The sequence below is a fragment of the Paracoccus mangrovi genome, from assembly GCF_042648425.1.
GTDB classification, from domain to species: Bacteria; Pseudomonadota; Alphaproteobacteria; order Rhodobacterales; family Rhodobacteraceae; genus Paracoccus; species Paracoccus mangrovi.
Map to the genome: position 1 here is coordinate 12,557 of NZ_JBHRXJ010000021.1, position 15,762 is coordinate 28,318.

Here is a 15,762-nt window from a genome sequence, read left to right on the forward strand (position 1 = left end):
ACAAAGAGCGCATTTTGTAAAGAGTTCTTCATGAGACCTCCCATGACCGCCACCGGAAGGGCGGGTTTTGTGGGCGACTTGCGAACCAAGTGAAATCCGGATCGAAGATGACCGAACGGCGAAATGTAAAAAGTGTGGTTGCCACGGCGGCAGACGATCACGAGCGCAGCCGGGATTTCCTTGGTCCGATCCAGATCGACCAGCTGCTCGGTGCGGCGAAAAAGGGGCGCCATGGCACACGGGATCATTTGCTGATCCTAATGATGTTCCGTCATGGCCTGCGGGTTTCGGAAACCATCGCTTTGCGCCGCGAGCATGTCGATCTCGATCAATCGCGGCTTTGGGTGCCGCGGCTGAAGCGGGGCCTCAGTGTCGAACAGCCTGTTGCAGGTGACGAGCTGCGGGCGATCCGGCGGTGGCTGGTGAAGCGCGATGACGGCTTGCCCTGGCTGTTTGTGTCCGAGCGGAAGCAACCGATGACACGGCAGGCGGTGAATTACATCCTGGCCTCGGCCGGAAAACGTGCCGGTCTGGGTCACGTCCATCCACACATGCTGCGGCATTCCTGCGGCTTCGCTCTGGCGAACAAGGGGCACGACTTGCGGCTGATCCAGGACTATCTTGGACACCGCGATCCTCGGCACACCGCTCATTACACGCGCACTGCTGCTGCCCGTTTCGAGGGATTGTGGTAGATTGCCGAAAAATGCATCGCGCATATTGGATGTCGTTTGTTGCACGCTGGATCAGCCAGAAGGCACCTATTTCCCGTAGATCTTCCATTGTTTCAGCCTGATGAGGCTGCCATGCAGGTTCAACCCGCCGCGCGCGGCGATCCGCGTCATGGCGCAGAGCATGGCACCGGGTTTGCGAACCGGACCAACGTCGCGGAACCGATTGGCGTCGATGACCAGGACAGTCAGGGCGGCAGCAAGATTGCCCATGGTTTCCGCGGCGGCTTCCCACGTGGTCGGGTGTATTCCGAGATCCGGCAGGATCGTGATCGCCGCTTTGATGAAATGCTGATCGATCAGCGTTTCCCCTGGTCGGCATGCCACATCGAGGTAAAGCCTCATGTCATCCGACGCCATGCGGTAAAGTTGATCCGGTGTAAAAGTCTCGGTCAGTTCAGGCTTGCGCCCGTCGCCAGGTCGAAGATCATTTTGTTCTCTGCACTCGCCGGTGCCGTAAGGCACTGGCGTTGAAATATTGTTTTCGGCCCGCTTGCGGGCCGTCCGTATGATCTTGGCGGAGGAACCGCTACAGGATTCAGATATATTTATGGTTGTATTTATGATCGCCGGAATCTGGGATTCCGCCACGCCGGAAGATTCTTCCTGACATGGAAGGGCTTCGGCAAGCAGATCACGGGTGTAGCTGATCTCCTGTAGATGAGCCTCAAGCGCCCCGATGCTTCGGAACGACGCATAGCGCCGGGGCCATCGCGCGAAATCCTGCAAGGCTGATGCGAGTATCTCATTTCTGGGGTCGATCTCGATCAGGCGTTCGATCAACTGGCGAACATCGCGCTTGGCCGCAGAGCATTCGAGCCGGAGTGCCTGGAAGCGGCGCTGTTCGGCCTGTCGCGCTGCATCGAAGCCGAGCAGATCGAGGACGCGGGTGATTAGTGGGGCAAAGTTGATGCCGAGGCGACGGCCGCCAGCGAGTTCGACACCGGAACGATGGCCGTCAGCGGCTGTGTCGATCTCGATGAGGCCACGGGCCTGCAATTGCCGCTCATGGCTGCGCAGCGCGCGATCGGTGATTCCCAACTCTGCGGCAAGATCCTGCTGTGCACGGAAGCAGACCGGATCGCGATGCGGATCGGTCCAATCGTGCACTGAGGTAGCGCGCATCATGCGCAAGAGCGCATCTCGCCGGGCAAGACCAAGACCGAAGGCCGCGCGGGCGTGTCGCTCGATCAGCTCGACCAGGTGATTGAAGGTAATGCCATCCGGCAGCACTGGCCGGGACGGTCTGGGGGCGGTTTGGGCCGCTTTCATCATTGTCATATCACTGCTCCTGTAATGGTCAGGCGCAGGAAATCCGGGCAAATTTTCTCTGTTCGCGCAGGCGCGTTTTTCTCTTGATCTGCTTTTCGGGAGGGACTACAAATGAGCCTGTGTTATGGGCTATTCAGGTTTGGCGACCTGTTTGCATGATCCCCCCCGCCGGGTTCCCCGCGCGGGGGTTCGCTTTTTCTGGGGTCTGGTTGATCCTCGCTCGATGATTCTTGTTTTGTCTTAACCCGAGAAGCTACAGCGTATAGGGGTTGCGGGCAATTCTTGATCTGCCTCGTAATTCCGCCGCAATATCTAGTAGCGAACGACTTCGAAGCCGTGGGTGCCGAAATAATCGGTCCATTCAACGCCAACGCCCCGAAATCGGCCAGCCGCGACACAAGGCCCTTCAGGGTGCAGGTTCATGTCGAGCCAGGATGGCGCGGCGGTGATGCTGAGACCGCCCCAATCAAAATCACCCTGAAGTCCGTAGCTGCCGAGCCGCACTCGGGATCGTGTGATGTAGCAAACTTCGCGATCGCCGTTGCTCGTCCAGCCGGCGCGCGACGCCCAGTCAATGTCATAAACCTTGATCGAGCGCACGAAATCATAGGTCGGGTCCGAGATATCGACATCAGCGCTTTGTCCGCTGGCAACCCGGACGGCGAGATTTCGCGCAAGCTGATTTTGCGGCTTGTAGCTCTGGGCCGGAAGTGTGGTTGTGCTGATGGACCAGATGCGCTCGACCGGCGATTGTGCCGGAAACGATGCCCGCATGGGGCAACGCCAGATCTGAAGGGGAGGCTCGACCGGCCAGGGAGTGATGCGGCGGATGAACTCGGCGCGGGCGGCGGTGCATTCCGCCGATCCGGGCCAGCCACCCGCAAGGCAGAGCAGGATGGCACAATCGATTGGATAGGCGACGACAGGCGTTGGCAGAGCCGTGAGTATCGGAACGGTCAGGGCTGCAACGGTCGCCAATAGTCTGTTTTTAGAAGACATTTCACGACTCCGTGTATTCAATACATATGCAGTGATACACGCGCCTTCTGATTGAAGCAATACAGTTGCCACAATTCCGGGCGGCAGCTATCAATCAGACGAACCGGCCTGTTCTTTTCGGAGCGTTTCGAGGCGCTCAAGAAACGCGGCATAGTGGCCGGTGTTTGACTTGGCTTCGTTGAAGGCTTCCTGCCTGCTGCGATCCATGCAGGTGAAGTAATCAGTTATCGATTTGAAATATCGTTGATATTCGGCGTCAATGATATCCGCGAACTCCAGAAGCTCGGCATCGGACGCCGGAACGAAGGGCAGCTCCGGGGGATAGCAGACTTCGACGGCGAACGATCGGCCAGGAAAAAATGACAAAAAGAGGCAAGATGCGACAGTGCACATCATTGACAATCCGTTCTTCATATGCCCCACGGTATATCTCCGCCAGTTGCCCCAAAAGACACCTTTTCATAGCGTCTTAATTTTATCACAACAATAGTATTGATAAACCTCACGTCGTCGTGTAGCAAGGGGGCACCCTTCGCCTTGCGCGTGAGCAATGGGGAAGACATGCAAGCCAGAAACATGATCCGGAATGGTGTCAGTGAAGAGGGAATGCGGGAACTGTTCAAACGCGGATATGCCGCAGAAGTCGTGTGCGCCGAGGAACCTCGGCCAAACTCCGCGCGCAACAATTACCTGGGCGTCTGGCACATCCGCGCCGTGTCGCCCACGGGCGATATCGAACGGGTGCTTGTCACTCAGCGAAACGAGGAAGAACCCCGACAGATCAGGTCGGTGTTCGGGGTTGTCACCCTGCTCCTTCAGCTTGGATGCGATGGTGTCAACATCCCCTTCAGAGAAGGCGGAAGGCGGACAAACTGCCTTCCGCGCAGCAATAAGCCGGTGGAATAGCCGGTTACTTTCAGCAGCACTTTCCTCCCTGCTGCTGGTGGCGGGGGCCCAGGCGGATGTGATCCGTTTCGGGTCCTCGTCCGGAGGCGAACAGGCTTCGGCGGATACGCGGCCGCGCGCCATCTATCGATACGATCAGCGCGGAAAGCTGATCGTGCCCACGAAGCCAGAGGAACAAGCAGCAGAAGAACTTGAGCCTGCGGGCGTTTCAACATCGGGTCAGATGAATTTCATCGCGTCGCGCGGGGCGGTCGGCGACTATTCGACGCCGCTGGAAGGGGTGCGTGCGACCGCAGCGAGATATCAGAACCACCCGGCGATTTCCGCCGCCGGTCTCTCCCGGGCGGAGTGGTTGGCCCTATTCCAGGCGATGATCTGGCAGGAATCACGGTTCAATCCGAAGGCGGTCAGTCCGAAGGGTGCTCGCGGCCTGGCGCAACTGATGCCCGGAACAGCGGCGAAGCTCGGCGTCGACCCGGGCGATCCGATGCAGAATCTGGATGGCGGTGCCCGCTACCTGCTGATGCAGCTTGGCACGTTCAAATCTCCAACGCTGGCGCTTGCCGCTTATAACGCCGGCCCCGGCGCCGTCCAGAAATATGGCGGCGTCCCACCTTATCGCGAAACAAGAAATTACGTGGTGACGATCCTGTCGCATCACGCTCGATTGATGGCAGAAAAATGAAAGGATTTGCCATGACTAAATTGAATTTCACGCAATTGGCATTGTGCCTCCTTGTGGTTGCGCTTGTTGGGCTGGTTGCGACTGATGCTATGGCCCAGCAGGTCCAGTTCAGCAAGATCGACAAGCTTGGCACGAGCTTTCTGACCTGGCTCAAGGGCAACCCGATCACGATCTTCTTCACGGTGGCTCTGATCGTGACAGGGCTCTTGGCAGCCTTCAACCGCATCAGCTGGATGTGGGTGCTGATGATCTGCGTCGGCGCATTCTTTTCATTCGGCGCAACCAACCTCGTCTCGCAGCTGAAGGCATTGTTCACCTGATGACCGAGAGAACCCCCGTCATTCTCGGGCTTTCGAGGCAGGCCAACTTAGCTGGCCTGCCCATGCCCTATATGCTGGCGGTCGGGGCGCTAATCATGTTGCCCTTCATCTGGTTCAAGTGGATGCCATGGCTGTTGACCGGCCTGTTTTGGTATCCGGCAGCCCGTGTCGCCGCGATCATCAATCCACACGGCCATCGTGTGCTGGCCGTCATTTTTCAGCGGACGCCGCCGAAACTGGCGGCAACCAGGGAAATGAGGGTGCGTCGCTATGTTTAACGCCCGCGACATGAACGAGTTGAGCGAACGTGCGCGGGCGGTCCTGCCGGCCGACATGAAGCTCTACCGGCACATGCCCTATGTGCTGGAAGCCGATGACGAAACGATCCGCACCCGCGAGAACGGCCTGATGATGGCGATGGAGATCACTGGCATCGACGGCACGACCAGTTCGGACGGCGATATCCGCGAATTGCGGCGGGCGTTTGCACATGTCCTCGACGGGCTTGACGAACGCTTCACGATCTATGTCCACCGGATGATGCGCCCTGCCGAGTTCGGATTGAAGCCGATCCGTGGTGACGGCTTTGCGGCGGATGTGGATCGTGCCTGGCAGGCGCATCTGGCCAGCAGGAACCTGCATGATTTCGTGCTGGTGCTGACAGTCGTTCGCAACCAGGTGCAGCCCTTGCGGGTGCCGCTCTTCGGGAAGGCGGCAAACCGCCTTCTCGACAACAATACGGCCAAGCGGCTGCACGAATTGCGTGAGGTTGTGTCGATCATCGAGACAAGCCTTGCGGTTCGCACGCGCCGGCTGAAGATCGGTGACGGAAGCCTTCTCGGCTTCCTGTCGGCGATCAACACGGCGGTTCTGCGCAAGGAATATCGTGGATCGCGGACCATGATCGCCGAGGATGTGTCGAATATCGCCGTGGCCTTCGATCCGAACAGGGGATCGATGAAGGTCGAGGAAGGTTTCGACCGGCCGCGATATGCGGCGACGCTGGCGATCTGGAAATACAGTGAAACCACCTGGCCGGGGATGCTCGACGCGCTCGACACCTCGATTGACACGGTGATCTGCCATTCTTTCACCCCGGTCGCAAATCACAAGATTTCGGGGCGGGTGAAGCGCCGCGTCAACCAGATCCGTGCCGCTGGCGATCTGGTGCCGACGATCGAGGCGCAACTGCTCCAGGCTGCCGATGACGTGGAGACTGGAAAACTCGGGATCGGCGCGCACCAGCTGTCGATCACGATCTTCGCGGACAGCGAAGCGGAACTGGACGCTCGTGTGTCGCATATCCGGGGCATCGCCGAGCGGATGAAGGTGACGCTGACGCGCACTATGCGCGCGCAGGAGGCGACGTTCTTCGCGCAGCACCCTGGCAACCAGGACTATCAGTGCTTTGAGATGGCCGTCAGCACAGTCACATTCGCCGATATGGCTTCGCTGCACATGGAAGATGCCGGCACCCCGGCAGAAGGCTTGCCCTGGCAGACGCCGATCACGGTGATGGAGACAGCTGGTGGCTGCGCGCATCGCTTCAGTTGGCATAAGCCCGGTAAGCCTGCGCCGGCTGACCCGACGCTTGGACACACGCTGGTTCTTGGTCCTTCCGATGCGGGCAAGTCGACAACGATGGCATTTTTGGCAACGCAGGCGATGCGGGCCGGTATCCGTCTCATCCTCTTCGACAAGGACAAGGCATTGCGTCCGGTGGTGACGGCGCTTGGGGGCCGCTATGCGGAGATCCTTGCCGGTCAGCCGACCGGGTTGAACCCGCTTCTGACCGAAAGCGGCCCGCGTGGCGAGGCCTGGCAGATGGACTGGCTGTCAACGCTGGTGGAACGAGGCGGTCAGAAGCTAACGCCGCAGCAGTCGGAGGCGTTGAAGTCGGCAATCCGGCAGAACGGGCAGGCGCCAGTCGAGCTACGCGACTTCCGGCATTTTCAGGACCTGATCGGCGATGTGAATGATGGCCGCGAACTGGCCATGCGGATCGGCGAATGGGGACCGGCGGGCCGCTATGGCTGGGTCTTTGGCGAAGCGGATCGTCCGATTGTCGATTTCGAGGGCAAGGGCAACGTGCTCGGGATCGACCTGACGGAAATCCTTGATCTGCCAATCGAGCGGACGGCGGTGCTGAGCTATATTTTCCGGCGTCTTGAACTGATGTTCGAGGATCACCTGCCAACTGCGGTGCTGATCGATGAGGCCAGCCGGGTGATGGACGATGACTATTTCTCGCTGCGGGTTCCGAAATGGCTGCCTACCGTGCGGAAACAGAACGTCCTGATGTTCCTGATGACGCAGTTTCCGAGCCAGATCCGGGACAGCAAGGCAAAGTCGATCCTCGAAGGCCTCCCGAACCGGATGCTGTTTCCGAACAGCCGCGCGACCGAGCGGGACTATGACGGCTATGGCCTGACCGAGAACCAGATCGGCTTTCTGCTGAATGGATCGCGTGGACAGCGCGAAGTGCTGTTCAATGGTCATACAGGTTCGACGGTGCTGAATGCGGATTTGTCCGCATTGGGACCGCTTCTGGCCGCGCTTGGCAGCGACACCGCCGCGAAACAGGCTTTTGGCGAGGATTACGCAAAGAAACCGAATTTTTGGAGGACCGAATAAGATGACGAAGGCAATTATCCTGCTTCTGACCGCCCTGCCGCTGCTGGCGGCCTGTGGCGAGACGCCGATCAAGAAATCAAACTGCTGGTCCAGCATGGCCCTGCTTCCGTCAGACGATTGCGATTTCCGCTATGTTCCTGCGGCGAAGTGACCGGCCCGGCAGGCGGGCAACCCGCCTGCTGATGGCGGCCAGCGTGGCCGCGGCACCGCTTGCGGTGCTGGCCCAGGGTGTGCCGGATATCGACGCCAAGGGCATTCTCGCCATCATCCTGCAACTCGACACCGGCCATGAGACCAGGACTGCGGAGATCGAGGAAACTGCGCGGCAGACGGAGCTTCTGGCGCGGGAAGAGGAACAGCTGGCGGCGCTCGATGGCACGCTGGAACTGCTGACCGGCACCAGTGCCTTCATTCCGGGTCTGGAAGAGGGCGGCGGCGCAGGCGGCGCCTATGCGGCCTCGACGGTCTATGCGATCGACGACAACAATCCCTATGTCGACCGGATCATGGGCGATGCGCCTGTGACGATCGAGCAGATGATCGCGGAAACGGCGATCAAGTTCGGTGGTCATCCGGCGCTTGGCCGCGCGGGCATCAATACCGTCGAGTTCCGCTGCTGGTTTCAGGCACTGGTGAAGCAGGAATCGAATTTCTCCATCGGCGCGAGAAGCCCGAAGGCGGCTTTCGGCCTGACGCAGATCATCCCCGGCACGGCACAATATCTCGGCATCTATCCGGCCTATTACGACGATCCGCGCCTTCAGCTGGAAGGCGGAGCGCGATACCTGCTGGAACAGCTTGGCAAGTTCGGGCGGATGGAGCTGGCGCTTGCCGCCTATAATGCCGGTCCGGGTGCGGTCCAGAAATACAATGGCATTCCGCCCTATAAGGAAACACAGGACTATGTGCGCAAGATCAGCGGCTATTATAGCCGCTATGCTGCGCGCATGGGCGGCGCGGCCGATGCGATCGGCACGTTGGACCCCAAGGATCTGGCGATTGCTGAGGCCTCGAACCTGTCGGATGCCGGTGCGCATTACGCCGCCTGGTCGATGGACACGATGACCGCCTCGGCCACGCGGCTGCGCTCCATCCTCAGCCAGATCGAGGGCACGGGGTCGGTCAAGGAAGCGATGGATCTGAACACCTATGCGCGGGGCGAGGTCGCGCGGATGGGCAATATCCTGATCCGGCTGATGGCGACGCGCCAGAAGATCGAGGCGGCGCGGAATGCGCTGCTGATCCAGGCCTATATCGAAGATGAAAAATATTTGCAGGTGAGGTTACAGCCATGATTTTGACGAAGATGAAACTCGGCCTGACCGTGCTGGCGATCATGGCCGCGCCGACAGCCTTCGGCCAGGGCGTGCCGACGATCGACGTGACCAGCATTGCCAAGCTTCAGGAAATGATCGCCGAACAGAAGCTTCAGCTGCGCGAGCAGATCGCGCAGAATGTGAAGCTGGACGAGCAGACGCTGAAGCTGGTTGAGCAGATCAGGACACTGGAAGCGCAGCTTGATGCGCTGCGCAACGGGTTGAGCCTGGCCGATCTCGGCCTCGATCCGGCCAGCTTCCTGCGCGATATCCTGCCCGATTTCTCGGACCTGTCGAAATCGCTCGACGCCGCCAAGGCGGGCAACTGGTCCGGCGTGCTGGCGAATGCCAGTCAGATCGGCGGCACCAGTGTCAGCGGCTATGTGGACAAGACGTTTGAACAATCGGGCATCGAACGCAGCGATGTGGATGCGCTGGCGAGTAGCGACGACCCTTCGGCGGCGCGGATCGGCAATCAGGCCAATGTTGGCGCTTTCATGTCGGTGGCGGCTGAAAGTTCGTCGCAGGCGGCACGGGAAAGCCTGACCCGGATGGACGGCTTCATGCAGCAGATCGGCGACACGACGAACCTGAAGGAAGCCATCGATCTCAACACGCGCGTGACCGGCGAGCTCGGCATCGCGCTGGCGAATATCTGGGCGATGGAGGCGGTGCAGACCGTCAGCCTCGGCGAAGCTGGGATCATGGATGCCGCGACTGCCGCCGATGAAGAGAAATACCTGACCATCAAGCTGCCGGAGGATTGAGATGAAGAAGCGCATGATCCTGGGCGGAACTGCCGCCCTTGCCGTTCTGGCCGCCGTGGCGGTGGCGCAGATGCGGCCGGGCGAGACGCCCGCACCCGAGGGCCTGGTGACACAGGCTGACGACAATCCCTTTGCCGGGCTGGACGAGATTTTCAACGAGCCCGGCCCCGATCTCGGCCTGACGGAAGAGGAAGTGCAGGCCGAGGACGATTATCTGCGCATGTCGCCGCCGACAGGCGAGACTGGCGACGTGCCCGAGGCGCTGACCGAGAATGTCCTTTACGAGACATGCGAGAAAGTGCCGGAGGTGAAGTCAGCGGAATTTTTCAGAGGGACACCAGACGCTTACGCCAATCGAATGATATACGATTTTGCGCGCTATGAGCGGGTATTGACGACCAAAGATTGCACTTGCGCAGGCAAAGTCGCGCCGTTCGCCGAGGTCCAAAAGATCAAGGATCAGATCGCCGCCGAACATGGCGACGACTGGAACCGCCTCATAATCGGTGGCGAATACGAAAAAGATGGCAACGAGTTGCGCGACCAGGTGGAAGCCATGTGCAAGGGGAAATTCTGATGGGCATTGTCACCGATATCCTGACCACCATCGACACCAGCGTCATGACCGCCGGTGAGCGGTTTTTCGAGGCCACAGCCTCGGGAATGCTGCCGGTGATGACCATCGTCTGCACGATCCTGCTGGTGCTGGTCGGCATGAACATGGCCATCGGCTATTACCAGATGAATGCGCGCGATTCGATCCAGCTCGCGGTGCGGATCATCCTCGTCTATTTCTTCGCCTTCAGCTGGTCGAATTTCGGGCCGGTCTATGACGCCTTCGCCACGACCAGCGGCGATATGGCGATGCGGTTTTTCGACATTGCCGCAACCACAGGTCAGAGCAGCACTTATGCAGCGATGGATGATTTCGCGGTCCAAATGGCAGATACGGCAGATGGCGTCGCCAAAGCACAGGGCTCGATCATGCGCGGCGTGCTCGGCGCCTTCTTCTTCGCACTGCTGGCGCTGCTGATGGGCATCTATGTGTTGATCGTCGGTTTCGCCAAGATCATGCTGGCTTTCCTGATCGGGGTGGCGCCGATTGCCATGGTGGCGACGATCTTCGAGCGGACGAAGAACATGTTCGAGGCCTGGCTGAGCAGTTTCGTCGGTTATCTGATGTATCCGATTGCCGCCTCGTCGGTCATCGCAACCATCGTGGCCGTGGCTCGGCAACAATTTGTTCGCCAAGATAACGTGGACACGATCGATCAGGTGATCGGCTTTCTGGTCATCGTCTTCGTCGGCATATTCGCGCTGAAGGCGATCCCCTCGGCGGCGTCGAATATCACCGGCCATTTCCACCTGGCCAATATCACGCCGCAGGCGCTGCGCCTCGGACAGGGCAGCCTCGGGGTGGCGGCGCAGAACGTGCCCGGCACCCAGAAGATCCGCGACGTGGCGACCATCGCCAGTGCCGCGCGCGCCGGCACATCGGACGATCCGCGCAAACAGGCACAGGACCGGGATCGCGAATTGCGCGAACGCGGCGCGGCGATCCGCCTGAAATTCGACCAGATGCGGCTGCTGCGCGGCGGCAAGGACTGAGCAGACAAGGCCAAGAGCCAAATTCATGAGGTGATATTATGACAGACCGCGTGTCTGAACAGAGGACGATTCTCGAAAGCGAGTTGATTTTCGGGGCAAGACGCAGCCTGCGGACGGCCTGGGGCGTTGCGATTTTCAGCAGCCTGATCGCGGTGGGCGAGCTGACCGCCCTGGTCATGCTGCTGCCGCTGAAGGAGACGCAGGCTTACCTGACCATCGTGGATCGAGACACCGGCATCGCCGAACGCGCCGTCGAAATCGAGAACGCGACCATTGAACATGCGGATGCGGTCAAGCAGAGCCTCGTCTTCAATTACGTCATGGATCGCGAAACCTATGACGCGAATGATAACGAGCGGCGCATTCTGGCGGTCTATCGCAAGTCGGCCGGCATCGCGCAGCAAAGCGTGCGGGCGCTCTGGACCGAGGGCAATGCGGATTATCCGCCCGATCTCTATGGGGCGACGGGCAAGATCTCGATCGAGGTGTTGAGCGTCAACCCGATCGATGAGGACACGACGCAGGTGCGGTTCACCAAGACGCTGAGCCGTCCCGGCGAAGATGATCGGATCGGCAATTTCTATGCGACCGTCACCTATCAGTTCGTGCCGACCCAGCAATCGGCGGTCGAGCTGGTCTGGGAAAACCCCTTCGGCTTCACGGTGACGGATTATCGCGTGACGGCTGAATCTCTCGAAGCCCAGCAGGAAGGAGGAAACTGATGCTGAAATCGACCTATGGCGCGGCCGTTCTGGCTGCATATCTCGCCCTGCCGGGCCTTGTTCATGCCGAGGCGCGGCCCCAATCGGGCTCGCGCGACCATCGTGTGACCTATGCGACCTATCAGGAAGGCCAGGTCTACACGGTGCAGACACGGGTGCGGAACGTGACGCTGATCGAGCTTGGCAATGGCGAACGCATTCAGTCGATCGCCATCGGCGACAGCGAAAGCTTCCAGATCGACAAGCTGGAAGGCGCGAACGTCTTCACGGTGAAGCCGGTCATCCAGGGCGCTGCCACGAATATGACGGTAGAGACGAACCGGCGGTTCTATTTCATCAACCTTGTGGAAACCAGCCGCGGCACGCCCAGCTGGTCGGTGAAATTCACGGTGCCCGGCGAAGGCGGATCGACCCGCTCGGCGGGCGCTGCCGCCGCGACAGCCTCGGCGACCCTGCCGCCGATGCGCTATGCGGTCTCGCGCAAGGTCAATGGCGCAACCTTCGCGCCAACCGGCGTATCCGACGATGGCAACCGGACCTACTTTCAGATCCCGCCTGGTGCGCCGATGCCAAGTGTCTTCCGCGCTGATGGCAAGGGTCTCGAATATGCGGTCAACAGCACCACGAAAGGCACGGTCATCACGGTTGCCGGCCGCTCGGAGCGGTGGGTGCTGCGCTATGGCGATCAATATGTCTGCGTGACCGGATCGGCCGCACAGGCCGGGCTGTAAGGAGGTATCGATGGCGAATGAGAACGAGCAGAGCGGCATCGAGGAACGGTTGCAGCGCCTTCAGCGCAAGCCCGGACGGAGGAACCGCTGGAAGCACTGGGCAATCGGTGCCGGAACCTTCACCGCCGGCGCGGCCCTTGCAAGCTATGCTTTCCTGACTGCGACAGATGCGCCGCCGCAAGGCACATCGCTGAACCTGCCCACATCGCAGGTGACTGACTTCCAGGACGGCAGCGGCCTCGATGGCTTCACCATCACCCGGCCGCGTCCGGAGCCGCAGGTGCCGGAAGCCCCGGCCACACGCACGGAAACGGTGGAAGTGGTCGATCAAACGCGGATCGACGAACTGGCAGCACAGCTTGAAGGGTTGCAGCTGAAGCTGACCGAGGGCGACACCGCCCGCGACGCGCTTCTGGCGGAAATGGAGCAGATGAAGGGCGATGCGGCGCTGAAGGACGAGGCCCTTGCCGAGGCCGAGCGGGAAATGCTGCGGCTGCAATCGCAACTCGAAACCCAGGACCAGCTTTTTGGCGAACAGGATGCCGCCGCCGCACTTGAGGCGCAGCGCAGGGCCGAATACGAGGCTCGCCGGGCCGAAGAGGAAGCACGCCGGCAGGCGCAGATCGCCTCGCCCATGGTGGCCTTCCGGGCCAGCGGCGGCTCTGGAGCGGCATCGGGCGAAGGCGGCGAGACACGCGATTATGCCGCCGGAGACGAGTTCCTGCGCGCCGGGGCGAACAAGGCGCGGGTGACACAGAGCGAGGTCATCGGCAGCCCGTCGAACACCATAATTCAGGGCACGCTGATCGAAGCGACGCTGGAAACGGCGATCAGCAGCCAGCTGCCTGGAAATGTCGCGGCCAACGTCAGCTATGATGTCTGGTCGATGGACATGAGCCAGGTGCTGATCCCGCGCGGCTCGAAACTCTATGGGCGCTATAATTCGCAGATCGAGCGCGGACAGCGCCGGGTGATGATTGCCTGGGACCGGCTGATCACGTCCGATGGTCAATCCGTGCAGCTGGAAGGCTATGGCACAGACCGCATCGGACGCGCGGGCATGACCGGAAAGGTCAACAATCACACGCTGGCCCGCTTCGGATCGGCCGCGGCTGTGTCGATCATCGGTGCGCTGCCGGACATTGCCGTCGCCAGTATCGAAGAAAATGGCGGCAGCGAGACCACCCGCGATACGGTTGAGAGCATCGGCCAGGATGCGTCCGACGCACTCGATAATGTCATGGCCGAATATCTCGACATTCCGGCGACGATTTCGGTCGATCAGGGTGCGGTGGTCATGGTTCGGGTCAATACCGATCTGGAAATGTTCTGATGGCTGGCTATCTCGATCATTACCTGAAGCGCCTCGATATGATCCTGGGCGACCCTCTGACGATCGAACTGGCGATCAATGGCGATGCCGGTCTCTGGGTTGAAAAGGCCGGATCGGCTCATATGAGCCGCTTCGACGGGATCAGCCTGAACCCATCGGAAGTGACCGATCTGGCCGGGCAGATAGCACGATCTGCCGAGCAGCCGCTGACGGCTTTGTCGCCGATGATTTCCACCACGGTGCCCTATGGCGGTGCGACGCTGCGGGTGCAGGCGATCATTGCGCCGGCGGCATTCGGTGGAACCATCCTCTCTTTCAGGGTTTTCCGGCAAAGGTTGGCATCGGAGGAACCGAAGAAGTTCGGCTTCCTGCGCCAGCAGGGCATTTCGCTGGAAACCGACCGGCTGTCGAAGATCGAGAAGATTCACAGCCTCGCGGCCGATCTTGGTGTCGGTGGTGATGCAGATGCGGTGCTGACGGCTTGCGTCGATATGAAGCTGAACATGATCGTGTCCGGACCGACCTCGGCCGGCAAGACCGAATTGGCACGCCGGTTGATGTGGATGATCCCCGATGAAGAGCGGTTGGTGCTGATTGAGGATTCGGCTGAGGCCCTGCCGCACCAGCCAAACCATGTCAGCCTGATCGCATCGCGCGACGACACCTCGCCGCGCTCGGCCGACAAGCTTCTTCAGGCCACGCTTCGTCTGCGACCGGACAGGATCATCCTGGGCGAAGTGCGCGGCGGGGAAGCCGCAACCTTCCTCGGCGCGATCAATACCGGCCATGAGGGCAGTTTCACGACGCTGCACGCGGCCAGTGGCCGCAAGGCCATGGACAAGATGGCGCTCCTGGTGATGAACACGGGCACGCAGCTGAACTATGGCGAGATCCTGCGCTATCTGCGCGGCTCGATAGATGCGGTGATCCAGACCGGCCGGGAAGGCGAGGCGCGGGGCATCATGGAAGTCTATTTTCCGGCTCTGGATGCGAACCTGATCTGAGACCGGGACGGATCGCCAATTGAACCGCCGGCCATAAAGATATACATTCATGGAAATGTATATCATCCAAGGCGGAGTTTAACACCATGCAGATCGCGAAATGGGGCAACTCTCTGGCCGTCCGCCTGCCCGCGCGGATGGTCCAGGAACTCGGCCTGAAGGCAGGCGACGAGATCGAAATCACCGCAGCCGATGCCAGACATTTTGAGGTTCAGCGCCGTCGCGATCCCGAAGAAATACTGGAAAGGCTTCGCACGTTTCGCGGACTGATGCCCAAGGGCTATCGGTTCGACCGGGACGAGGCGAATGCCAGGTAGGTTCTTCGACACGAATGTTCTGATTTACCTTCTTTCTGAAGATCGTGCCAAGGCAGATATTGCCGAAGGGCTGCTGCGCGATGGCGGAACCGTCAGCGTGCAGGTGCTGAACGAGATCGCGAATGTCACACAGCGGAAGTTCAGGATGAGCTGGGCGCAGAGCGATGATTTTCTGCTCATGATCCGTGAATTTGTGACCGTCGATCCCCTGACTTATGAGACGCATGATCTGGGCATTGCCTTGGCGCGGAAGCACGCGCTGTCCGTTTATGATGCGATGATCGTCGCCGCCGGCCTTCTGGCGGACTGTGACATGCTCCTGTCCGAGGACATGCAGGACGGATTCAGGGTGGCCGACAGAATCACGATCAGTAATCCATTCCGCGCCTGATAATCAGTAGCGCACCGCTCAGGCAG

At 60.3% G+C, this 15,762-nt stretch carries 19 protein-coding genes; 16 read left to right on the forward strand and 3 right to left on the reverse strand.

The features are described 5' to 3' along the window. The first annotated feature begins 107 nt into the window (after positions 1–107). Entirely contained in the window at positions 108–695 is a 588-nt protein-coding gene (locus ACFOMH_RS18750) for a tyrosine-type recombinase/integrase (protein ID WP_377746391.1), read from the forward strand. A gap of 66 nt (positions 696–761) precedes the next feature. On the opposite strand, the gene repC is transcribed toward ACFOMH_RS18750, so the two are convergent. From repC to ACFOMH_RS18765, 3 genes are all read right to left on the reverse strand, one after another. After that, entirely contained in the window at positions 762–2,012 is a 1,251-nt protein-coding gene (gene repC, locus ACFOMH_RS18755) for a replication initiation protein RepC (protein ID WP_377746392.1), read from the reverse strand. A gap of 303 nt (positions 2,013–2,315) precedes the next feature. Then, a complete protein-coding gene (locus ACFOMH_RS18760) occupies positions 2,316–3,002 on the reverse strand; it encodes a hypothetical protein (RefSeq protein WP_377746394.1) in 687 nt (228 codons plus the stop codon). A 90-nt stretch (positions 3,003–3,092) separates the two neighbouring features. Beyond that, complete coding sequence (locus ACFOMH_RS18765) at positions 3,093–3,416, reverse strand: hypothetical protein (protein ID WP_377746396.1); 324 nt, start codon at positions 3,414–3,416, stop codon at positions 3,093–3,095. A 406-nt stretch (positions 3,417–3,822) separates the two neighbouring features. On the opposite strand from ACFOMH_RS18765, the gene ACFOMH_RS18770 reads away from it, so the two are divergent. From ACFOMH_RS18770 to ACFOMH_RS18840, 15 genes are all read left to right on the forward strand, one after another. Continuing rightward, complete coding sequence (locus ACFOMH_RS18770; protein WP_377746398.1) at positions 3,823–4,593, forward strand: lytic transglycosylase domain-containing protein; 771 nt, start codon at positions 3,823–3,825, stop codon at positions 4,591–4,593. An 11-nt stretch (positions 4,594–4,604) separates the two neighbouring features. Further along, the gene (locus ACFOMH_RS18775) at positions 4,605–4,913 is read left to right on the forward strand and encodes a TrbC/VirB2 family protein (RefSeq protein WP_377746399.1); all 309 of its coding nucleotides are present in this window, start codon (positions 4,605–4,607) and stop codon (positions 4,911–4,913) included. Beyond that, positions 4,913–5,191, forward strand: coding sequence for a VirB3 family type IV secretion system protein (locus ACFOMH_RS18780; RefSeq protein ID WP_377746401.1), 279 nt, complete (start codon positions 4,913–4,915; stop codon positions 5,189–5,191). The genes ACFOMH_RS18775 and ACFOMH_RS18780 overlap by 1 nt, the downstream gene beginning before the upstream one ends. A gap of 10 nt (positions 5,192–5,201) precedes the next feature. After that, positions 5,202–7,547: a VirB4 family type IV secretion/conjugal transfer ATPase gene (locus tag ACFOMH_RS18785; RefSeq protein WP_377746403.1), complete on the forward strand. Its 2,346-nt coding sequence runs from the start codon at positions 5,202–5,204 to the stop codon at positions 7,545–7,547. A gap of 1 nt (position 7,548) precedes the next feature. Continuing rightward, the gene (locus tag ACFOMH_RS18790; protein WP_156116963.1) at positions 7,549–7,698 is read left to right on the forward strand and encodes a hypothetical protein; all 150 of its coding nucleotides are present in this window, start codon (positions 7,549–7,551) and stop codon (positions 7,696–7,698) included. Positions 7,699–7,741: 43 nt separating this feature from the next. Continuing rightward, entirely contained in the window at positions 7,742–8,842 is a 1,101-nt protein-coding gene (locus ACFOMH_RS18795; RefSeq protein ID WP_377746405.1) for a lytic transglycosylase domain-containing protein, read from the forward strand. Then, complete coding sequence (locus tag ACFOMH_RS18800; protein ID WP_101462268.1) at positions 8,839–9,630, forward strand: type IV secretion system protein; 792 nt, start codon at positions 8,839–8,841, stop codon at positions 9,628–9,630. The genes ACFOMH_RS18795 and ACFOMH_RS18800 overlap by 4 nt, the downstream gene beginning before the upstream one ends. Before the next feature lies 1 nt (position 9,631). Next, positions 9,632–10,207 (forward strand): hypothetical protein, encoded by a 576-nt coding sequence (locus tag ACFOMH_RS18805; protein ID WP_377746407.1) that lies wholly within the window; start codon positions 9,632–9,634, stop codon positions 10,205–10,207. Beyond that, the gene (locus ACFOMH_RS18810; RefSeq protein ID WP_377746409.1) at positions 10,207–11,238 is read left to right on the forward strand and encodes a type IV secretion system protein; all 1,032 of its coding nucleotides are present in this window, start codon (positions 10,207–10,209) and stop codon (positions 11,236–11,238) included. Before ACFOMH_RS18805 ends, ACFOMH_RS18810 begins: the two co-directional genes overlap by 1 nt. Before the next feature lie 50 nt (positions 11,239–11,288). After that, the gene (locus tag ACFOMH_RS18815; RefSeq protein ID WP_377746411.1) at positions 11,289–11,960 is read left to right on the forward strand and encodes a virB8 family protein; all 672 of its coding nucleotides are present in this window, start codon (positions 11,289–11,291) and stop codon (positions 11,958–11,960) included. Then, positions 11,960–12,691: a TrbG/VirB9 family P-type conjugative transfer protein gene (locus ACFOMH_RS18820; protein ID WP_377746413.1), complete on the forward strand. Its 732-nt coding sequence runs from the start codon at positions 11,960–11,962 to the stop codon at positions 12,689–12,691. The genes ACFOMH_RS18815 and ACFOMH_RS18820 overlap by 1 nt, the downstream gene beginning before the upstream one ends. A 10-nt stretch (positions 12,692–12,701) precedes the next feature. After that, on the forward strand, positions 12,702–14,024 hold the full coding sequence (locus ACFOMH_RS18825) for a TrbI/VirB10 family protein (protein WP_377746414.1): 1,323 nt from the start codon (positions 12,702–12,704) through the stop codon (positions 14,022–14,024). Beyond that, entirely contained in the window at positions 14,024–15,028 is a 1,005-nt protein-coding gene (locus tag ACFOMH_RS18830; protein ID WP_377746416.1) for an ATPase, T2SS/T4P/T4SS family, read from the forward strand. Before ACFOMH_RS18825 ends, ACFOMH_RS18830 begins: the two co-directional genes overlap by 1 nt. An 86-nt stretch (positions 15,029–15,114) precedes the next feature. Continuing rightward, a complete protein-coding gene (locus tag ACFOMH_RS18835; RefSeq protein WP_377746418.1) occupies positions 15,115–15,345 on the forward strand; it encodes an AbrB/MazE/SpoVT family DNA-binding domain-containing protein in 231 nt (76 codons plus the stop codon). Next, the gene (locus ACFOMH_RS18840) at positions 15,335–15,736 is read left to right on the forward strand and encodes a PIN domain-containing protein (protein WP_377746420.1); all 402 of its coding nucleotides are present in this window, start codon (positions 15,335–15,337) and stop codon (positions 15,734–15,736) included. Before ACFOMH_RS18835 ends, ACFOMH_RS18840 begins: the two co-directional genes overlap by 11 nt. The last annotated feature ends 26 nt before the right edge of the window (positions 15,737–15,762 follow it).

Excerpts from the sequence above, each read along its gene's own strand:
- ACFOMH_RS18750 (WP_377746391.1), top strand. The coding sequence starts at position 108 with ATGACCGAACGGCGAAATGTAAAAAGTGTGGTTGCCACGGCGGCAGAC.
- repC (WP_377746392.1), bottom strand. The coding sequence starts at position 2,012 with ATGACAATGATGAAAGCGGCCCAAACCGCCCCCAGACCGTCCCGGCCA.
- ACFOMH_RS18760 (WP_377746394.1), bottom strand. The coding sequence starts at position 3,002 with ATGTCTTCTAAAAACAGACTATTGGCGACCGTTGCAGCCCTGACCGTT.
- ACFOMH_RS18765 (WP_377746396.1), bottom strand. The coding sequence starts at position 3,416 with ATGAAGAACGGATTGTCAATGATGTGCACTGTCGCATCTTGCCTCTTT.
- ACFOMH_RS18775 (WP_377746399.1), top strand. The coding sequence starts at position 4,605 with ATGACTAAATTGAATTTCACGCAATTGGCATTGTGCCTCCTTGTGGTT.
- ACFOMH_RS18780 (WP_377746401.1), top strand. The coding sequence starts at position 4,913 with ATGACCGAGAGAACCCCCGTCATTCTCGGGCTTTCGAGGCAGGCCAAC.
- ACFOMH_RS18785 (WP_377746403.1), top strand. The coding sequence starts at position 5,202 with ATGAACGAGTTGAGCGAACGTGCGCGGGCGGTCCTGCCGGCCGACATG.
- ACFOMH_RS18790 (WP_156116963.1), top strand. The coding sequence starts at position 7,549 with ATGACGAAGGCAATTATCCTGCTTCTGACCGCCCTGCCGCTGCTGGCG.
- ACFOMH_RS18800 (WP_101462268.1), top strand. The coding sequence starts at position 8,839 with ATGATTTTGACGAAGATGAAACTCGGCCTGACCGTGCTGGCGATCATG.
- ACFOMH_RS18805 (WP_377746407.1), top strand. The coding sequence starts at position 9,632 with ATGAAGAAGCGCATGATCCTGGGCGGAACTGCCGCCCTTGCCGTTCTG.
- ACFOMH_RS18810 (WP_377746409.1), top strand. The coding sequence starts at position 10,207 with ATGGGCATTGTCACCGATATCCTGACCACCATCGACACCAGCGTCATG.
- ACFOMH_RS18820 (WP_377746413.1), top strand. The coding sequence starts at position 11,960 with ATGCTGAAATCGACCTATGGCGCGGCCGTTCTGGCTGCATATCTCGCC.
- ACFOMH_RS18825 (WP_377746414.1), top strand. The coding sequence starts at position 12,702 with ATGGCGAATGAGAACGAGCAGAGCGGCATCGAGGAACGGTTGCAGCGC.
- ACFOMH_RS18830 (WP_377746416.1), top strand. The coding sequence starts at position 14,024 with ATGGCTGGCTATCTCGATCATTACCTGAAGCGCCTCGATATGATCCTG.
- ACFOMH_RS18835 (WP_377746418.1), top strand. The coding sequence starts at position 15,115 with ATGCAGATCGCGAAATGGGGCAACTCTCTGGCCGTCCGCCTGCCCGCG.
- ACFOMH_RS18840 (WP_377746420.1), top strand. The coding sequence starts at position 15,335 with ATGCCAGGTAGGTTCTTCGACACGAATGTTCTGATTTACCTTCTTTCT.